This window comes from Aggregatibacter actinomycetemcomitans DSM 8324 (assembly GCF_000372365.1).
Classification (GTDB): domain Bacteria; phylum Pseudomonadota; class Gammaproteobacteria; order Enterobacterales; family Pasteurellaceae; genus Aggregatibacter; species Aggregatibacter actinomycetemcomitans.
Genome location: NZ_AQUU01000011.1, coordinates 17,746 through 36,929 on the forward strand (window position 1 = coordinate 17,746; position 19,184 = coordinate 36,929).

Here is a 19,184-nt window from a genome sequence, read left to right on the forward strand (position 1 = left end):
TCATAAACCGCGCTAAATATACCATTAATAAGGCAGATTATCCCACAAAAACGTTTGAAAAACCGACCGCACTTTGCCTCAAATTCCCGTTGACTGAGCTGCCCGTGCACTCCGAAATACGCGCCTGCTTATTTAAAAGAAAACGGTATTCCTCAAAGAATACCGTTTTTCATTTTTAGTTAATGGGGAAAATCAACAATCCTGTTTCCCATAAGCCTCTTGGCGCAAAATAGCGCGGACGGCGGCGTCGAAGTCGGCTAGGACTTGGTCGGCATTTTTCGGGTCAGTGCCGCGGGCGTCGAGGTAGAACTTGATTTTCGGTTCGGTACCGGACGGACGGGCAATTAAACGGCTGCCGTTTTCAAGTACAAAGACCAGAATGTCACTTTGGCGGTCGGTTTTGGTGTGGTCGATAAATTGCGCCACATTGAAACCACCGATTTGGCTTGGCGGATTGTTGCGAAGTGCGGTCATTAATTTGCCGATTTCGGAAAGATCACTGACGCGAATGGAAATTTGCCCGCTCACATACGCACCGAATTCACTGGTGAATTCTGCCGCATAATCCGCCAAAGTCTTGCCTTGTTTTTTCAGATGGCGCACTAAATCCAAGAACACAATGGCGGCGGAGATACCGTCTTTGTCGCGCACTTTATCCGGGTCAACCAAGTAGCCAAGGGCTTCTTCAAAGCCAAATAATAAGCCCTGTACTTTGCCGATATATTTGAAGCCGGTGAGGGTTTCTTCCGATCCGAAACCATAGCGCTTAGCGATTTCCGCCAACGCCGGCGAAGACACGAGAGAACACGCCAATACGCCTTTTTTGCCTTGAGCTTGATATTGTTTCGCCAAATACCAGCCAAGGAAACAACCTACTACGTTGCCGTGCAGCGGTTTCCAGTTGCCTTCGGCGTCAGGGATTGCCACGGCTAAACGGTCGGCGTCGGGGTCATTGGCGATAATAAATTCGGCGTTGTTTTCTTTCGCCACCTTAATTGCCAAATCCAATGCACCTTTTTCTTCCGGATTCGGGAAATTAACAGTCGGAAATGTGCCGTCCGGCCACACTTGTTCGGCGACAATATGCGGTTGAGGCAAACCCGCTTTTGTCAAGGTTTTGCTCAACACTTCATAACCCACACCGTGCATCGCGGTATAAACATAGTTAATATCCGTTTGCGGTTCTTTGGCAAGTGAAGCGGTTTTGGCGATATAGGCATCCACCACGGTGTCGTCTAACACCGCATAATCCTGACTGCGCGGTAAATCCTTAATACTGCCGGCAGCGACTTTATCAATAAGTGCGGCGATTTGTTTATCTGCCGGGGAAACGATTTGTCCACCGCCGTTGGCTTTGCCTAAATACACTTTATAACCGTTATCTTCCGGCGGGTTATGGCTGGCGGTGACCATCACGCCGGCGGTGGTGTCGAAATATTGAATGGCATAGGCCAACACCGGCGTTGGCAATTTGCGCGGTAATAAATAGGCTTTAATGCCCGCGCCTGCCATGATTTCGGCGGTATCACGCGCAAATACATAGGAATTTTTACGTCCGTCATAACCAATCACGATCGAAGGTTGCTTGTCGTATTCTTTTAAGAATAATGCCAAACCTCCGGCGGCTTGCGCCACCAACACGCGGTTCATGCCCATGGAACCTGCTTGCAGGCGACCACGTAAACCTGCGGTGCCGAATTGTAAGCGCCCGCTAAAGCGTTCGGCGAGTTCGGCTTGTGCCTTAGCATCACCGCCTTTCGCAGCACTTAAAAGTGCGGTCAATTCTGCGTGTGTTTCCACATCCGGATCTTGGTTTAACCAATTTTGTGCGGTATCAAAAAGTACTGACATACTCTCTCCTTCCCTAAAGTCAATGTACAAATCTTCCCCTAGCCTATCGAAAAACCACGAAAAGTAAAATGATTATTTCCGATTAATTTGCGACACTTTGATCTATTTCACAGATTCGACGTAAGGCAATCGATTACATGGTTTTCATACAAATTTTATTACGTCAAAATCCGATAAAAAAATCAAATTAATCACTCTTTTGACGCCTAAAGTGCGGTAAAAATTTTCGGCGTTTTTCCTTTCAAAAAAAGCGTTTTTTTGCTATAACTGACGCAGTTTTTTCAATTAATCTTAGGAGACTTATTATGGAATTAGTTTTTATTCGTCACGGCTTCAGTGAATGGAATGCAAAAAACTTATTTACCGGTTGGCGTGATGTGAATTTAACCGAACGTGGTGTGGAAGAAGCCAAAGCGGCAGGAAAAAAGTTATTAGACGCCGGTTTTGAATTCGACATCGCCTTCACTTCCGTCCTGACCCGTGCCATTAAAACCTGTAACATCGTCTTGGAAGAATCCCACCAATTATGGATCCCGCAAGTGAAAAACTGGCGCTTAAACGAACGTCACTACGGCGAATTACAAGGCTTAGACAAAAAAGCCACCGCCGAAAAATATGGTGACGAACAAGTTCACATCTGGCGCCGTTCCTACGACACATTACCACCATTACTTGATCCGAAAGATCCAAATTCCGCTCACAACGACCGTCGCTACGCCCATTTACCGGATGATGTGATTCCGGACGGCGAGAACCTGAAAGTCACGTTAGCGCGCGTGCTTCCGTTCTGGGATGACCAAATCGCCCTTGCCCTCTTAAGCGGTAAGCGCGTTTTAGTGGTTGCTCACGGTAACTCTTTACGTGCATTGGCAAAACACATTGAAGGCATTTCCGACGCAGACATTATGGATTTAGAAATCCCGACCGGTCAGCCGTTGGTTTACAAATTAGATGATAATCTGAAAGTGGTTGAGAAATTCTATTTGTAATCAGATATAAATTCGCCATAGAAAACAACCGCACTTTATGAGGGTAAAGTGCGGTTGTTTTTTTCGGTGTTTTTTAAACCCGATTTAAGCATTCAGAATATTTTGAATTTCCACCATGCTTAAATGATATTCATGCGGACAAGCGCGCCAGACTTCGAGCATACGGGAATATTTGTCCCACATAGGGGTTTGGGAATCGCAGCCGTGTTCGCAACGCATAAATTCCTGATATTTCCCTTCTACGCCGGTGATGAAACGCAGGTAGCTTAGGTATTTCTTCTCACGAATGGCGCAATAACCGACGAACTGTAAACGATGTTCGCTTAATTCGGATTTGTTCTCTAAATTGTTGTAAGAAATTTGAAGTGCTTTATACATTTCCAAAGTATCTAACACTATTTGACATTCGCGTTCCGAAATGTTGGTGAAATCATTTTCCAAAGTGTTTAATTCTAAAGCAAAGCCGCCTTTTACAATGGTTTCCAAACGTTGATATTTAGCGGCATTATCACAATCGAGTAGGCTCATTAACTTATATTGATTAGCTAAAATCAAACGTTGAGTAGTTGACATTTCCATAATCATTCTCCCATTTATTAATTGATTTGATTGAGTATATCTTGTGATAACTCTGAATCTGCTTGTTTTCCTTTGCTCTCATTAATACGCTGGTCTAAATTTTGGAAATAAGCCTCACGAAAAGCGACATACGGATCTTGTGCCTGATCCAATAAGGCTTCTTTGTCTATCAGTTTAGCACGTGTATCAATACTTTGCAGACCCGCTTTTAAAAAGCCCCAAGGACCAAGCAGGGAAAGCATCGGGTAAGTGGTATCCGCCAGGTTGCCGATGTCTTGGCGTGGCGTTGCCGGTCCGTATAACGGTAACATCACATAAGGTCCGGTGCCGACGCCGTAGCTGCCCAAGGTATCGCCGAAACGGTTATCGCCTTGTTTTTTCAGCGGATCGCTATAACTTGCCACGTCAATTAAACCGCCCAAACCGAAAATCGTATTAATCCAGAAACGGTTGAAGTGAATCAGCGCTTGCTTGAATTCACCCTGCACCAAACGGTTGGCGAAACTTGCCGGTTCATCCAGATTATCCGCTACATTAATCACACCGGTGCGCACCGGGCTTGGCACATATTCTTTCCAGCCTTTGGCAAGTGGCTTTAACACATAGGGATCGGCAACATTATAGTTGAAATCCCACATTTTACGGTTAAACCCTTCTAACGCATCTTTGCGTTCACCGGTTTCCGGATCGATGGTGGATGAACAGCCGGCCAGCACGACGGAACCAAGCAATAAGGCGGCTAAAAGTTTCTGTGTTTTCATAATGACACTCTGTTTAATTAAAAATGGCTTCATTGTAAACAACTTGCCTGTTAACTACAAAAATTTTTGGAAAACAGACCGCACTTTATGCCGCCCGATTATTTGTTCACGGGGGCTTGTGCGGACGAAAAATACATTCGCTCAAAAGGGATTTCATATTGCGACTGATTAAACCCCACGCCTTTTAATTCATTGGCGAACACTGCTTTGGTGCGGGCATAAGTCAACGGCAGATAAACCGCCTGATCCGCCAGCGTTCTCCATAAATTCACATAAAGTTTCTTGCGTAGCGTTTCGTCGGGCGTGATCAATAATTCGCCGATAATTAGGTTTATTTCCGGTTTGTTTTTCAGCCCTTTTTGTGCCTGATAATCGGCATGGGCGGGGCTGCGGAAAGAAGAAATGTAAGACGCGGGTTCATAAGGCTTGCCCCAGGAAAGGGAATATTGCACATCAAAGTCGCCGGTTTTTTGCCGTTCCAGATATGCCGTTTTTTCTTCGCCAACAATGCGTAAATCCACACCGATGTTTTTTAAATCCGTCTGGATAAGTTCGGCAATTTCTTTTTCCGCCGCATTATCGGCGTTATAAGAAAACAGCAAGGACAAGACTTTATCTTGCTTTTCTCGCACGGATTTCCCTGCCGGCAATTTCCAGCCTGCAAAATCTAATAGTTGGCGGGCTTTAGCTATATCGTAATCGAAGGTTTTCACTTCCACATCACTGTAAGGGACATTTTTTGACATCAGCGTCTGCGCTACACTTTCCGAATTGGCAAACACCGTTTGCGCAATACCTTGCTTGTTGACGGCGTGTTCCAACGCTTCACGCACCGGCAATTCGCCGGTAATTTCCCGTCCGCTGTTTAGTATGATGAAACGGGTGGCGGTGGGTTCGCTTAACAGAGTGGAAAGCGTTTTAGAGGATTTCAGCTTATCAAAGGCATCCATGTTAACCATGTCGCCGTCGGAACCGAAAATTAACTGAATATCGCCGTTTTCCAATGCCGCCAACATGGCTTGGCGATCAGATATGACATTCCACACTACGGCATTTAATTGTGGCTTTTTGCCCCAATAGTGCGGGTTTACGGTAAAACGGGCGTATTGATTTTCTTCATGCGCCACCAACATCCAAGGACCGGTGCCGGCGTATTCTTTCACGCCATCTTTGGTTTTGCCGTCAATGAACGATTTCGGTGAAATAAAACGAAACGGGCGGGTTAAGCTCAGTTCGGTGAGGGTCGGGTAATAGGCGTTTTTGAGTTTCAGTTCAATGGTGTAATCGTCAATAACGCGCACGCTGTCGATTTGTTGCACCAGCTCCAACCATGCATGACGGGTATAATTATCCAGTACGGCATCGATGTTCAGCTTCACCGCCTGCGCATTGAATGGTTCGCCGTCGCTGAATTTGACATCTTTGCGTAATTTGAAAATATAGGTTTTGCCATCCGGCGAGATACTCCAACTTTCCGCCAAATACGGCTGTGGACCGAATTCCGTATTCAGCACCAAGGGTTCAAACACCATATTCTGCGCTGCCATTTCACCGCTATACAAATGCGGATTAATATCACGAATATCTTTCGTGCTGGCGTAATCCAATTCGTTGTTTTGCATATTCGCCCAGCTTGGCAAGGCGGTGAAAAGTGCGGTCAGAATTAAAGTTATTTTTTTCATGAATCTCTCCATCTATAAACAAAAGGCATGATACAACTATCATGCCTAAAATCAAAAGAGAAAGATTAAAGAATAAAGCGGCTTAAATCTTCGTTCTCGATGACATCGCCGAGCGCTTCGCTGACATACGCCGCGTCAATGCTGACAGTTTGTCCGTCCATATCGCTGGCGTTGAAGGAAATTTTATCCATCAAACGTTCCATCACCGTATGCAACCGGCGGGCGCCGATGTTCTCGGTTTTCTCATTCACGCGGAATGCCGCCTCGGCGATTTTCTTAATGGCATCTTGGGTGAATTCAATGTTCACGCCTTCCGTCGCCATCAAGGCTTTGTATTGCTCCGTTAAAGAGGCATTCGGTTCGGCTAGAATGCGCTCAAAATCACCAGCGGTGAGTGCCGACAATTCCACGCGAATCGGCAAACGCCCCTGTAATTCCGGGATCAAATCGGACGGGCGCGCCACTTGGAATGCGCCGGAGGCAATAAACAGAATATGATCGGTTTTCACCATGCCGTGCTTGGTGTTAACGGTAGAACCTTCCACCAGTGGTAGCAAGTCGCGCTGCACGCCTTCACGGGACACATCCGCCCCGCTATATTCGCCTTTTTTACAGATTTTATCAATTTCATCAATAAACACGATACCGTTTTGTTCCACCGCATCAATAGCTTTTTGTTTCAGCTCTTCCGGATTCACCAATTTCGCCGCCTCGTCATCAACTAAAGTTTTTAACGCATCCTTAATTTTCATTTTGCGTTTTTTGGTTTGCCCGCTGGACAGATTCTGGAACATGGATTGCAGCTGGCTGGTCATGTCTTCCATGCCCGGAGGTGCCATAATTTCCACGCCCATCGGCACACCGGCGACATCAATCTCCACTTCTTTATCATCAAGCTCACCTTCACGTAATTTCTTACGGAAAATCTGACGGGTATTGTTTTGTACATCGCGGTTTTCCATTTCGCCCCATTGGTTTTTCGCCGCCGGCAATAAGGCGTCTAAAATACGTTCTTCCGCCGCTTCTTCCGCTTTCACGCGATTTTTTTCAATTTCCGTCTGACGCACCAGTTTCATAGCGCTGTCGGTTAAGTCGCGGATAATGGAATCCACTTCTTTCCCCACATAGCCTACTTCGGTAAATTTGGTGGCTTCCACTTTAATGAACGGTGCATTGGCTAACTTTGCCAAGCGACGGGCGATTTCGGTTTTTCCCACCCCGGTCGGACCAATCATTAAAATATTTTTCGGTGTCACTTCATAACGCATCGGCTCCTGCAACTGCATTCTGCGCCAGCGATTGCGCAATGCAATTGCCACCGCTCTTTTCGCTTCACTTTGCCCGATAATATGTTGATCTAATTCAGAGACTATTTCACGCGGAGTCATCTCAGACATAGTTTATTCCTTATGATTTCTTAATTCGGTAATTCTTCAATGGTGAAATTAGTGTTGGTGAACACGCAAATCTCACCGGCAATTTTCAATGATTTCTCCACAATTTCACGGGCAGATAAATCGGTGTTTTCCACCAACGCACGAGCGGCGGATAAAGCGTAGTTACCGCCGGAACCGATGGCAAGGATTTGATCTGTTTCTGGCTGCACCACATCGCCGATACCGGTGATAATCAGACTTTCTTTTTCATCTGCCACAATCAGCATGGCTTCCAACTTCCGCAATGCGCGGTCGGTGCGCCAATCTTTCGCCAATTCCACCGCACTTTTCAGCAAGTGCCCTTGGTGCATTTCCAGTTTACGTTCAAATAATTCAAATAGCGTAAAGGCATCCGCCGTGCCGCCAGCAAATCCCGCCAACACTTTACCGTTATACAAACGACGCACCTTGCGCGCGTTACCCTTCATCACTGTATTGCCCAGAGAAACCTGTCCATCCCCGCCGACAACCACTTTACCGTTGCGACGTACACTTACAATCGTTGTCATCATTTGTCCTTTTTTACTAAGAAAAGATGTGGGCTATATTGTGGTGAATTCGCAGAATTCAAGAGAAAAGATCACTGATTATTTCTCCGCCAATTATCCCGACAAAGTGTGACCATGATCAGAATTTTACATAGCAAACGATTGCTTAAATTGCACAATGGAATAGAACAGGTACGATAACTACCGTCAATTAACAACGCACTCAGGAGTTACCATGAAAAACCTCGTTAAATTATCCCTCATCGCCATGCTAACAGCCGCAACCCTTCCGGCAATGGCGGTAAAAAGCGAACCTTACACCCACCAAGGCACCAACGCCCGAGAAATGTTGGTAGAACAACCGATTCACTGGATTTCCGTTGACCAATTGAAAAAAGAATTGGAAGGCAAAGCACCGATGAATATAAGCTTTGATATTGACGACACCGTATTATTCAGCAGCCCGTGTTTTTATCACGGACAACAAAAATACTCACCGGGTAAACAGGATTATTTGAAAAATCAGGATTTCTGGAACGAAGTAAACGCCGGTTGTGACCAATATTCCATTCCAAAACAAATTGCGGTGGATTTAATCAATATGCACCAAGAGCGCGGCGACCAAATTTATTTCATCACCGGTCGTACCGCCGGGGACAAAGACGGCGTGACCCCGGTGTTACAAAAAGCCTTTAACATCAAAAATATGCACCCGGTAGAATTCATGGGCGGACGTGATCGCACCACCAAATACAACAAAACCCCGGGCATTATCGAACACAAAGTCACCATTCACTACGGCGACAGTGACGATGACATTCTTGCCGCCAAAGAAGCCGGCGTTCGTGGCATCCGCCTCATGCGCGCCGCCAACTCCACATATCAACCGATGCCAACCCTCGGTGGCTACGGCGAAGAAGTGTTAATTAACTCAAGCTACTAGTTTTTAAAAACACATAAAAAGATAGCCGCACTTTGAAGGAGCCCCCTCAAAGTGCGGTCGTTTTTTTACGATGAATTTCAGCCTCGGTTAGAAGCAGATTTCGATAGAAGCGGCAGAGTTGCGACCCGGGACGTAGAAGCGTTCAACGCCTAATCCGTCTCTATCAATGTTGTTTTCAGCAAAACGGAGAATTCCAAATGTCAACTGCTAAAACAACGCTCATAAGGTCAACCACACGAACAATAATGTACCATAGCGCGGTCCAGACGTATTACCTATTGCATAAAAGGTTAATTTCTCTAAAAAAACATAAATTTTGGGGACAAAACAAATGTACTCATTTATGGTAAATTGAAAATGAACACAGTGTTTTTTAACAAATTACTTATTGTTGTCTAAAATCCGGCTGATTAATTTCAGCCACCGTACCGCTAAATCCCGTTGTGTCACACTCGCATTAAAAATCGGATCTTCACCCAATACGCCACAAGGCAACTCTTTCGGAATATCGCCACGCCCATAGGCTTCATAATCCTCGCGCCAATCGCCGTCAAAATAATAACGTTATAAGGCTTCCATTTTTGGTAAAAACGCCTGCCATTTTTCAAAAAACGTTTCCGCTTCAGCAAGAAAATCATTGGATTCGCTCAAAATGGCTTCCATTTCGGTGATTTGCTCTAAACGTGCTTTCGATAACATTTAACCTCCAAAACGCCTGCAAAAATAACCGCACTTTCATCTCAAAAGTGCCCTCCTACAACTTGGACAGAGAAAATATTGGGCTCTGTACTGCACAGACTCAAATTGTTTAGTTCCCTCGGTTCCAAATACAGTTTAAGACGCTCACCACAACCACAGCCTAAATCTAAGACTTGCCCTGTAACTACGGTTTCATTCAGACTGCAGGAGTTACCGCACAGTTTTTGATAAAGCACAAAAAAACCACTTTATCATACACGTTTTGCTTTTCCGGCATATTATCCTTTGAAATCCGAGAGCCAGCCGAATTGCAATGCCACTTGCACGAAGATATTCAATAACCCGAACAGGATCACGAAATAAATCATGAAGTTGCCGCCATGCACGCGATATGTCGCGTTCGGGAATTTTTTGCGGCTGGCTTTTGCCAATAACGCGGGCACAATTGCCGCCCAAATGGTGGCTGCCAAACCAGCGTAACCGATGGCAAGCACGAAACCGAAAGGAAATTGCAAGCTCAGCAATAGAGGTGGCAGGAAGGTAACCAATGTGGTTTTGGTGCGTCCTAAACGGCTGTCATCGAATTTACATAGATCGGCGATGTAATCGAACAAGCCTAAGGTGACGCCGAGGAAGGAACTGGCGATTGCCATATAGGCGAAGAAATTCAGAATAATACCGATGTAATCCGTTTGAATGTATTTGCTCAACGCTTCCAGTAACGCCGCGACGTCACCGCCCTTGGCGATGACCGGGGCGAACTCGGCGCGCGGTAAGTTACCTTGAATGGCAAGTTGCCACAAAATGTAAACGACAAGCCCCAAACCGGTGCCGAGGAAAATGGATTTCATCACGCGGTTGCCGTCACGATCGTAATATTTCACCAGGCTCGGCACGTTGCCGTGGAAGCCGAAAGACACCAAACACACGGGAAGTGCGGTCAAAATATAAGGTAAATATTGCTGTTCGCCTTGTGCGACGGTGTTAAATAAAACGTCGATTTTCACAGAGCTTAATAATCCGGCGGTGGACAGAAAAAAGGAAATCACCATGCCGGCGATAAGCACGGTACTGAAGCGATCAACGGCTTTTGTGGAGAGCCATACAAACGCTGCCAAAACAATGCAGAAAATCAGCGAACCTGCGCTGCGCCCGACTTCTACGTTTTCACCCAGTTGATTGAGGAAACTTTCTGTAATGCTGCCACCTGAGGTGATATAGGCATACGTTAAAATATACAGTACGAATGCCACGGACAAACCGTTAATGACATTCCAGCCTCTACCCAACAAATCGGTGACGATAGTGTCGAAACTGGCGCCGGTGGGATAATGTAAGTTAGCTTCTAAAATCATCAAGCCTGATGTGGTCATGCAGAACCAGGTGTAAATTAAGATGACGATGGAACCGGCAAACCAAATGCCGGCGGTGGAGGTGGGATTGGCGAGCATTCCCGCACCGATCGCCGTACCGGTGATAATCATCGCGCCGCCAAGTAACGAAGGGCGTTTTGCAGTCGTCATAATGCTGTTCCTTTTATAAGAAAATTTGAACTATTATAATAGTGCAAATAGAAAAGACAATAGATTTTAATTTGTCGATTCATGTCGTGTAACTCGACAAAGGAAGCCGATTCCCGCTATAATTGGTCAGCTTTATTGACACTCAACAGAAGGAATAGCAAATGGGCTTAGAAAGAGTACCGGCAGGTAAAGCATTACCTGATGATATTTATGTTGTCATCGAAATCCCTGCAAACTCAGATCCGATTAAATACGAAGTTGACAAAGAAACCGGCACATTATTTGTGGACCGTTTCATGGCAACGGCAATGTTCTATCCTGCCAACTATGGTTATGTGAACAACACCCTTTCTTCCGACGGCGACCCGGTTGACGTTTTAGTGCCGACTCCGTATCCGTTACAACCGGGTTCGGTCATTCGTTGCCGTCCTGTAGGTGTGTTAAAGATGACCGATGAAGCCGGCGGCGATGCGAAAGTGGTTGCCGTACCGCACACCAAATTGAGCAAAGAATATGATCACATTCAAGATGTAGGCGATTTACCTGCATTGTTAAAAGCACAAATCCAGCACTTCTTCGAAAGCTATAAAGCTTTAGAAACAGGTAAATGGGTGAAAGTGGAAGGCTGGGAAGGCGTTGAAGCCGCCCGTCATGAAATCCTTGATTCATTTGAACGTGCAAAAAAATAATTGAAATCTTTTTACCACCGCCCTTTTTCAGAAGGGCGGTTTTTTACACACAATCAACCTTATTGAGGAAAATCTATGTCTAGATTAGGCAAAATGCTCGTATTAGTTTCAACTATCGGCATCTTAACCGCTTGTGCGGATTCTGCTTCCATTAACCAAGAAGCGGCTACGGGCTACGCACAAATGATCAGCCAGGCGCAAGCACACGGGCAAGTGGATAACAAATCAAAAACTGCACAGCGTGTACGCAAAATCTTTAACAAGATGGTGCCGTATGCCAATGCCGAAAACAAAACAGGACAAGCCTTTGACTGGCAAATTTCTGTCATCAAGTCCAAAGAACTTAACGCTTGGGCGATGCCCGGCGGGAAAATGGCGTTTTACACCGGTTTAGTAGATAACTTACGTTTAACCGATGATGAAATCGCCACCGTAATGGGACATGAAATGGCACATGCCTTAAAAGAACATGGTAAGAAAAAAGCCAATATCGGTCAATTCACCGATGTTGTCGCCAGTGTTGCACAAGAAGCGTTAGCCACGAAAATCGGCGCTGACAGCAGTTCAATGGTAGTGGGCTTAGCCAAAGACTGGGGCTTGGACAAACCGTATTCCCGTAGCGCGGAAACCGAAGCCGATGAAGTCGGTTTAATATTAATGGCAAAATCCGGTTACAACCCTGAAGCGGCACCGAAATTGTGGGACAAAATGCAAAAAGCCTCAACCGGCTCTCAAGGTATCTTAGACAAATTAAGTTCAACTCACCCAAGCGACAAAGATCGCCAAGAGAACTTAGTACGCTTAATGCCTGAAGCGGTTGCCTTATACAAACAAAGCAGAAAACGCTAATCCTAATTAGCAAAAAAGTGCGGTCACTTTCTTCGGCGTTTTTTAAATTCACCCAATATTCTGTAGCAGTTGCACAAAACCTGAAACTGAATTTTAACTTGCAGTAAAATAACATGCCTAGCCTGGTAATATAGGGTTAAAGGTATTTCTTTTGGTTCATTTTGGTGGATTTTCCCTAAAATTTTCCATGATTGAAAATTTGAATTAACTTTTGCGAATTAACGTTAGGCTACCAACAACTCTTGTTCGTACTTCATTCTCTCATTGGGCTATTTGAAATAGCTTTTGGAAATTTTTTTAGGGCTGAGTAGAGTTATGCCGATTAACTCGTATTAGACGCGTTAAATTGTCCTTGTGTGCCAAAAACCGATTTTAACACCAGTCCCTTTGCGCTATACTAGGCGCGCATTCTCAGGGCAGGGTGAAAGTCCCTACCGGTGGTAAGCATGAAGGAATGTTTCAATGCAAGCCCACGAGCGTTTATCGACAAAAGTGCGGTCGTTTTTGACGGCGTTTTTTCGATAAAGTCAGCAGATTTGGTGCGAATCCAAAGCCGACAGTGACAGTCTGGATGAAAGAGAATAAAAAAGCAGCACAGGTTTGTTCAAACCTGTGTTCGTCCTTTTTATCGTCCGCCCTGATTCTGGTATAAATTCATCTTATTAAAAAGGCATTTACTATGAATCAGTCATTATTATCCCCGTTCGGCACCGCTGAAGAACGTGTCAAAGCCGCCATCGACGCCTTCAAACAAGGCGACGGCGTCCTTGTGTTAGACGATGAGAATCGCGAAAACGAAGGCGATTTAATCTTCCCCGCCGAAACCATTACCGCCGCCCAAATGGCAAAACTTATCCGCTACGGCAGCGGCATCGTGTGTTTATGTATCACCGACGAATTGTGCAAACAACTGGATTTACCTCCGATGGTAAACCACAACACCAGCGTGAATAAAACTGCCTTTACCGTCACCATTGAAGCTGCCGAAGGGGTTTCCACCGGGGTGTCTGCCGCCGACCGCGTGACCACCATTAAAGCCGCCATTGCCGACGGCGCCAAACCGAGCGATTTACACCGCCCGGGACACGTTTTCCCATTACGTGCCGCCCCGAACGGTGTACTACAACGCAACGGTCACACAGAAGCGGCGGTGGATTTGGCACGTTTAGCAGGCTATAAAGAAGCGGGCGTGATCTGCGAAATCACCAACGACGACGGCACCATGGCAAGAGCGCCGGAACTGGTGGAATTCGTGAAACAACAGGGTTATGCGATTGTGACTATTGAAGACTTGATTACATACCGTCAGAAATATCACTGCTAAACGGCTTTGCTAAAAATCTAAACTAAAGTGCGGTTAAAATTCACGATGGATTTTAACCGCACTTTTTTACTTCTGTTTAAGATTAATCACTTCGCCGCAATAAACCCGACGGCTTCATACACTTTCACCAGTGTTGCTCGCGCGCGGGCTTGAGCTTTTTTTGCGCCTTCTTTGGCGATTTGGTGCAGTAATACCTCATTGTTGCGGAAATGGTGGTAGCGTTCCTGCAGGGTGGTCAACATGGCGGAGACTTCTTCTGCCACCGCGCCTTTTAAGTGACCATACATTTTGCCTTCAAATTCCTGTTCAAGTTCTGCGATAGTTTTGCCGCTGACACCGGACAGAATATCCAGCAAATTTGACACGCCTGCTTTGTTTTTCACATCATAACGAATCACCGGCGGCTCGTCGGAGTCGGTCACTGCGCGTTTGATTTTCTTGGCGACCGCTTTCGGGTCTTCCAATAAGCCGATGACGTTGTTGCGGTTTTCGTCGGATTTGGACATTTTCTTTTCCGGTTCCAACAATGACATCACGCGCGCGCCCGCTTTCGGGATAAACACTTCCGGCACGGCAAAGTGCGGTCCGTATAAGGCGTTAAAACGTTGGGCGATGTCGCGGGTGATTTCCAAATGTTGTTTTTGGTCTTCGCCCACCGGCACTTGATTGGCTTGGTAAAGCAAAATATCCGCCGCCATTAACACCGGATAAGTGAACAAACCCACGTTGACATTTTCCGCATAACGGGTGGATTTATCTTTAAATTGGGTCATGCGGCTCATTTCGCCGAAATAGGTGTAGCAATTTAACACCCAAGCCAGTTGCGCGTGTTCCGGCACATGGGATTGAATGAAAATGGTGGATTTCGCCGGGTCGATGCCGCAGGCTAAATAGAGCGCCAACACGTCTAAGGTCGCTTTGCGTAATGCCGCCGGATCCTGGCGCACGGTGATGGCGTGCTGATCCACGATACAAAACAGGCATTCGTAATCATCCTGCATTTTTACCCACTGACGTAACGCACCGAGGTAGTTACCGATAGTCAATTCACCCGATGGCTGTACACCGCTGAACACGATAGGTTTGCTCATTTTTACATCCTTAATTTTTTTAAATCTTGTTATTGATAACTCGCGATGGCGCGCGTTTCTCAACCTCAGTTGTTCGAAACATTTTAATACATTGATATTTCAAAAATATTTTGCTTTTTTCCATTCACAGGGGAAAGAAAGTGGTTGATTAGGCAGATAAAAAAAGTGACAAGCCTAATCTTCCTCCTCATGAGCAAATAAAGCCTCAATAAATTCTTCTGCGTTGAATTCGCGTAAATCTTCAATTTTTTCGCCGACGCCAATGTAGCGGATCGGCAGGTTGAATTGGTCGGCGATGGCGAAAATCACGCCGCCTTTGGCGGTACCGTCCAGTTTGGTCAGGCTGATGCCGGTTAAGCCCACCGCTTCATTGAACAATTTGGCTTGGCTGATGGCGTTTTGACCGGTGCCTGCATCCAATGTGAGCATAATTTCGTGCGGGGCGCTTTCGTCGTATTTTTTCATGACGCGGACAATTTTTTTCAACTCGTCCATCAGGTTATTTTTATTTTGCAGACGCCCTGCGGTGTCGGCGATCAGAATGTCGATATTACGCGCCGCCGCCGATTGCATGGCATCAAAAATCACCGAGGCGGAATCGGAGCCGGTGCTTTGCGCCACCACCGGAATGTGATTGCGTTCGCCCCACACCTGCAACTGCTCCACTGCCGCCGCGCGGAAGGTATCGCCCGCCGCCAACATGACGGATTTGCCTTCCATTTGGAATTTGCGCGCCAACTTGCCGATGGTGGTGGTTTTGCCCACGCCGTTTACGCCCACCATCAAAATCACATAAGGCTTTTTGCTGCCGTCGATGTGCAACGGTTGCGCCACCGGTTTCAGGATTTCGCCCATTTCCAATTTTAGCTGTTGATACAGTGAATCCGCATTTTGCAACTGTTGGCGGGTAGCGTGTTGGGTCAGATTATTGATAATTTTGGTGGTGGTCGGCACGCCGATGTCGGCGATAAGTAACTGTTCTTCCAATTCCTCGAACAAGTCGTCGTCGATTTTTTTGCCTAAGAAAAAGCTACGGAAGCCCGCACCGATATTTTGTTTGGTTTTCACCAAGCCTTTTAATAAGCGACTGAAAAAGCCGCCTTCACTTGGTTTTTCCTGCGTTTCCACCATGTCGGCAACGGCGCTGTCTTCTTCGTGAGATTCATTGGAAATTTCCACCGCACTTTCGGCTTGTGCTTCCGTTTCGTCGTCTAAAAGTGCGGTCGAATTTGCAATCGTTTCTTCAATGACCGGATTAGATTCAACACCAACGTCAACTGGCGTTTCATCTGATGGCACAGGCTGTGAAGCGTGCACCATCGATGTATCTTCCGTTAATGTATTTTCGGTCTCTGCTTCCTCCGGAAGTGCGGTGTTTTTTTCCGCTGTTTCTTGCGCTTCAGGTTGTGATTCTTGAACGTAATGACTCGTTTTTTCTTGTGATGCTTGTTCCTTCGGTTCTTCGGATTCTTCCTGTTTATTTTTACCTAATCCGAACCAAGACCAAAAACCGCCTTTTTTCTTTTCATCCGGCATAAATTGCCCACTCTCGCTTAAACTTGATAAAATGCCGGCTATTCTAACAAACAAGCCCCGATAAACTAAGCATAAATTCCGATTTATATGAAAAAACCAACAATTCCACAAGGCACGAAAGGCGAGGTGCGCATTATCGCCGGGTTATGGCGCGGGCGAAAATTGCCGGTGCTGTCTTACCAAGGGCTACGCCCCACTGGCGATCGCGTGAAAGAAACCTTGTTTAACTGGCTGATGCCTTACATTGCCGGCAGTGAATGTTTGGATTGTTTCGCGGGCAGCGGTTCCCTCGGCTTTGAAGCCCTTTCCCGCCAAGCGTCGAAAGTGACCTTTCTCGAATTGGAAAAAGCGGTGGCGCACCAGTTAACGAAAAATATTCAAACCCTGAAATGTGCCGACCGCGCGCAAGTGGTAAATCAAAACAGTTTGCAGTTTTTAAATCACCCGCAAAATCAACCGCACTTTGATGTGGTTTTTCTCGATCCGCCCTTCCATTTTGATTTGGCGGAACAAGCCATTGCGCTGTTGGCGCAACATCATTGGCTGCGTCCGCAAGCCTTGGTTTATGTGGAAACGGAAAAAGGCAAAGATCTTCAAGTACCCGCAACTTGGGCGTTATTGAAAGAAAAAGACAGTGGGCGGGTGAGCTATCGGTTGTATCAGGCGGCATAAACGGGTTTAATAGGCGACGCTGTAAACGCAACCTCTTTCACCAAGATTTTCATAACAAATTCTTAAATTTCCCCCACATAAAATAACATTTCAGCGCCAAGATGTTGTTTTTAATGCTATCAACTCATCGTACTTGTTGATCGTGATCACGATTTTTGAACTCTCTATTTGACGACTTCCATCAAATGAATACACTTAGCCATCATGCAAACGTTTGCGACCGTTTTGAATTTTTCGCTGAAACGATTCAAACGTCTAATTTTTAATAACTTAAAGGAGGTTTTGAATGACCCACATTATCGTTGCAACGCACGGTAAGTTTTCGGAAGAAATCGTCAATTCCGCCGCGATGGTGTTTGGCGAAGATGAAAACTGCCATGTTGTTACTTTCCTGCCGGGTGAAGGCGGTGAGCATTTGGTTGAAAAATATAATGCCATTATCGCCACCTTGCCGGAAAACGAGCCGGTGCTGTTTTTGGTGGATTTATTCGGCGGCAGCCCGTATAACGCGGCGGCGCGGGTAGCGACCGGACGGGAAAATACGGATATTGTGACCGGTATTAGCTTGCCGATGTTACTGGAAGTGTTGGATGCGAAAAACGGCGCAAGCCTGCCGGAATTGGTGGAAACCGCCAAGGAAGTGGGCGTGGCGGCGGTGAAATCCTTCCGTCAGCCGAAAGAAGACGCAAACCCTGCCACCCCACCGGCGCAAGCCGCCAAACCTGCCGAAGCGGAAAAACCGACCGCACTTTCCGGCAATATGAACATTTCTTTACTGCGTATCGACAGCCGTTTGATTCACGGTCAAGTGGCAACCTCTTGGGCAAAAGCGGTGAAATGCGAAGCGATTTTTGCGGTAAATGATGATGTGGCGAACGATCCGCTGCGTCGTGATTTACTGCTACAGGTTGCACCGCCACACTTGAAAGCCTATGTAATTCCGGTGGAAAAAGCCATTAAGGTGTATCACAACCCGAAATACGCGGGCAAAAATATTCTTTGGTTGGTGACCAATCCGTCCGACATCGTGCGTTTAATTGACGGCGGTGTGAAAGTGGAGAAAGTCAACGTGGGCGGTATGACGTACCGCGAGGGCAACAAATTGCTTTCCCAAGCGGTTGCCGTTAACCCGACCGACGTGGAAGCCTTCAAACAATTGTTGGATAAAGGCGTTGAACTGAGCCTGCAACAAGTGGCCGCCAATCCGAAAGTGATGTTGACCCATAAAGAACTTGATGCCGTTAAATTCTAATTAGAGGATTATTTACCATGACAACAATGGAAATTATTTTAGTCACACTGGTCGCCGCCATTTGCGGTATGGGAAGTGTGTTGGACGAACGTCAAACCCACCGTCCGTTAGTCGCCTGTACCCTGATCGGACTGGTGCTCGGTGATTTACAAACCGGTATTATCGTGGGTGGTACGTTAGAATTGGTCGCCCTCGGCTGGATGAACGTGGGCGCGGCAATGGCGCCTGATGCGGCGCTTGCCAGTGTGATCGCAGCGATTTTGGTGATCAAAGGCGGTCAGGACAAAGGCAGCGCATTAGCTATCGCCATTCCTGTGGCGGCAGCCGGTCAGGTGTTAACCATTTTCGTGCGTACGCTCACCATATTCCTGCAACACAAAGCGGACGATTACGCGACACAAGCTAACTTCCGCGGCATTGAATTCTGTCACTTCGCCGGGCTTTCCTTACAAGCCTTGCGCGTTGCCATTCCGACCTTCTTCGTTGCCTTAGTTGCCGGCACCGACACCGTTACTCACGCGTTGAACTCCATTCCGGAAGTGGTCACCCGCGGGTTACAAATCGCCGGGGGCTTCATTGTGGTGGTCGGTTACGCCATGGTGATCAACATGATGCGCGCCGGTGCGTTAATGCCGTTCTTCTTCCTTGGCTTCGTCATTGCCTCCTTCTCCGGTTACAACCTGGTGGGCTTGGGTATTTTAGGTACCTGTTTGGCAATTCTCTACATTCAATTAAATCCGCGTTTCAATCAGGCGGCATTGCTACCAAGCAGCGCAAAACGCGAATTAGCAGATGATGAACTTGAAGGACTTTAAGAAGG

17 protein-coding genes, 1 pseudogene and 1 riboswitch are annotated in these 19,184 nt (G+C 46.5%); of the genes and pseudogenes, 8 read left to right on the forward strand and 10 right to left on the reverse strand.

Features of this window, described 5'->3' with window-relative positions; genetic code table 11:
• Window positions 1-192: 192 nt before the first annotated feature.
• A complete protein-coding gene (locus tag A3CS_RS0107250) occupies window positions 193-1,851 on the reverse strand; it encodes a phospho-sugar mutase (RefSeq protein WP_019518365.1) in 1,659 nt (552 codons plus the stop codon).
• Between the two features lie 305 nt (window positions 1,852-2,156).
• Here A3CS_RS0107250 and A3CS_RS0107255 point away from each other — a divergent pair, with 305 nt between their 5' ends.
• Complete coding sequence (locus tag A3CS_RS0107255) at window positions 2,157-2,840, forward strand: 2,3-diphosphoglycerate-dependent phosphoglycerate mutase (RefSeq protein WP_005567036.1); 684 nt, start codon at window positions 2,157-2,159, stop codon at window positions 2,838-2,840.
• Window positions 2,841-2,924: 84 nt separating this feature from the next.
• Here A3CS_RS0107255 and A3CS_RS0107260 read toward each other — a convergent pair whose 3' ends face one another.
• The 5 genes from A3CS_RS0107260 to hslV all read right to left on the reverse strand — a co-directional run bounded on the left by A3CS_RS0107260 (window position 2,925) and on the right by hslV (window position 7,807).
• On the reverse strand, window positions 2,925-3,419 hold the full coding sequence (locus A3CS_RS0107260; RefSeq protein ID WP_005548195.1) for a YfbU family protein: 495 nt from the start codon (window positions 3,417-3,419) through the stop codon (window positions 2,925-2,927).
• 17 nt (window positions 3,420-3,436) lie between these two features.
• The gene (locus A3CS_RS0107265) at window positions 3,437-4,180 is read right to left on the reverse strand and encodes an MlaA family lipoprotein (protein ID WP_032996149.1); all 744 of its coding nucleotides are present in this window, start codon (window positions 4,178-4,180) and stop codon (window positions 3,437-3,439) included.
• A gap of 98 nt (window positions 4,181-4,278) precedes the next feature.
• The gene (nikA, locus tag A3CS_RS0107270) at window positions 4,279-5,862 is read right to left on the reverse strand and encodes a nickel ABC transporter substrate-binding protein (protein ID WP_019518366.1); all 1,584 of its coding nucleotides are present in this window, start codon (window positions 5,860-5,862) and stop codon (window positions 4,279-4,281) included.
• 65 nt (window positions 5,863-5,927) lie between these two features.
• A complete protein-coding gene (gene hslU, locus A3CS_RS0107275; RefSeq protein ID WP_005538655.1) occupies window positions 5,928-7,259 on the reverse strand; it encodes an HslU--HslV peptidase ATPase subunit in 1,332 nt (443 codons plus the stop codon).
• A gap of 20 nt (window positions 7,260-7,279) precedes the next feature.
• Entirely contained in the window at window positions 7,280-7,807 is a 528-nt protein-coding gene (hslV, locus tag A3CS_RS0107280) for an ATP-dependent protease subunit HslV (protein ID WP_005548189.1), read from the reverse strand.
• Between the two features lie 214 nt (window positions 7,808-8,021).
• Between hslV and aphA the strand changes: the two genes are divergently transcribed.
• Window positions 8,022-8,729 (forward strand): acid phosphatase AphA, encoded by a 708-nt coding sequence (aphA, locus tag A3CS_RS0107285; protein ID WP_019518367.1) that lies wholly within the window; start codon window positions 8,022-8,024, stop codon window positions 8,727-8,729.
• Between the two features lie 381 nt (window positions 8,730-9,110).
• Here aphA and A3CS_RS01000000111025 read toward each other — a convergent pair.
• Both A3CS_RS01000000111025 and mtr read right to left on the reverse strand, forming a co-directional pair.
• A pseudogene (locus A3CS_RS01000000111025) lies at window positions 9,111-9,428 on the reverse strand (DUF4298 domain-containing protein).
• A gap of 278 nt (window positions 9,429-9,706) precedes the next feature.
• Window positions 9,707-10,951 carry a tryptophan permease gene (gene mtr / locus A3CS_RS0107295; RefSeq protein ID WP_005548180.1) on the reverse strand — a complete coding sequence of 415 codons (1,245 nt, stop codon included), beginning with the start codon at window positions 10,949-10,951 and terminating at the stop codon, window positions 9,707-9,709.
• Window positions 10,952-11,112: 161 nt separating this feature from the next.
• On the opposite strand from mtr, the gene ppa reads away from it, so the two are divergent.
• From ppa to ribB, 3 genes are all read left to right on the forward strand, one after another.
• Window positions 11,113-11,640 (forward strand): inorganic diphosphatase, encoded by a 528-nt coding sequence (gene ppa / locus A3CS_RS0107300; protein WP_005548178.1) that lies wholly within the window; start codon window positions 11,113-11,115, stop codon window positions 11,638-11,640.
• Between the two features lie 75 nt (window positions 11,641-11,715).
• On the forward strand, window positions 11,716-12,489 hold the full coding sequence (locus tag A3CS_RS0107305; RefSeq protein ID WP_005548176.1) for a M48 family metallopeptidase: 774 nt from the start codon (window positions 11,716-11,718) through the stop codon (window positions 12,487-12,489).
• A 403-nt stretch (window positions 12,490-12,892) separates the two neighbouring features.
• Window positions 12,893-13,076, forward strand: a riboswitch (FMN riboswitch).
• A 92-nt stretch (window positions 13,077-13,168) separates the two neighbouring features.
• Window positions 13,169-13,813, forward strand: coding sequence for a 3,4-dihydroxy-2-butanone-4-phosphate synthase (gene ribB, locus A3CS_RS0107310; RefSeq protein ID WP_005548174.1), 645 nt, complete (start codon window positions 13,169-13,171; stop codon window positions 13,811-13,813).
• An 86-nt stretch (window positions 13,814-13,899) separates the two neighbouring features.
• On the opposite strand, the gene trpS is transcribed toward ribB, so the two are convergent.
• Both trpS and ftsY read right to left on the reverse strand, forming a co-directional pair.
• Window positions 13,900-14,904, reverse strand: a complete 1,005-nt coding sequence (trpS, locus tag A3CS_RS0107315; protein WP_019518368.1) for a tryptophan--tRNA ligase — start codon at window positions 14,902-14,904, stop codon at window positions 13,900-13,902.
• A gap of 174 nt (window positions 14,905-15,078) precedes the next feature.
• A complete protein-coding gene (ftsY, locus tag A3CS_RS0107320; RefSeq protein ID WP_005548170.1) occupies window positions 15,079-16,440 on the reverse strand; it encodes a signal recognition particle-docking protein FtsY in 1,362 nt (453 codons plus the stop codon).
• An 87-nt stretch (window positions 16,441-16,527) separates the two neighbouring features.
• On the opposite strand from ftsY, the gene rsmD reads away from it, so the two are divergent.
• From rsmD to A3CS_RS0107335, 3 genes are all read left to right on the forward strand, one after another.
• Window positions 16,528-17,112 (forward strand): 16S rRNA (guanine(966)-N(2))-methyltransferase RsmD, encoded by a 585-nt coding sequence (rsmD, locus tag A3CS_RS0107325; RefSeq protein WP_005548167.1) that lies wholly within the window; start codon window positions 16,528-16,530, stop codon window positions 17,110-17,112.
• Window positions 17,113-17,398: 286 nt separating this feature from the next.
• A complete protein-coding gene (locus A3CS_RS1000000111595; RefSeq protein WP_005548165.1) occupies window positions 17,399-18,364 on the forward strand; it encodes a mannose/fructose/sorbose PTS transporter subunit IIB in 966 nt (321 codons plus the stop codon).
• Window positions 18,365-18,381: 17 nt separating this feature from the next.
• On the forward strand, window positions 18,382-19,179 hold the full coding sequence (locus A3CS_RS0107335; RefSeq protein WP_005548163.1) for a PTS mannose/fructose/sorbose transporter subunit IIC: 798 nt from the start codon (window positions 18,382-18,384) through the stop codon (window positions 19,177-19,179).
• The last annotated feature ends 5 nt before the right edge of the window (window positions 19,180-19,184 follow it).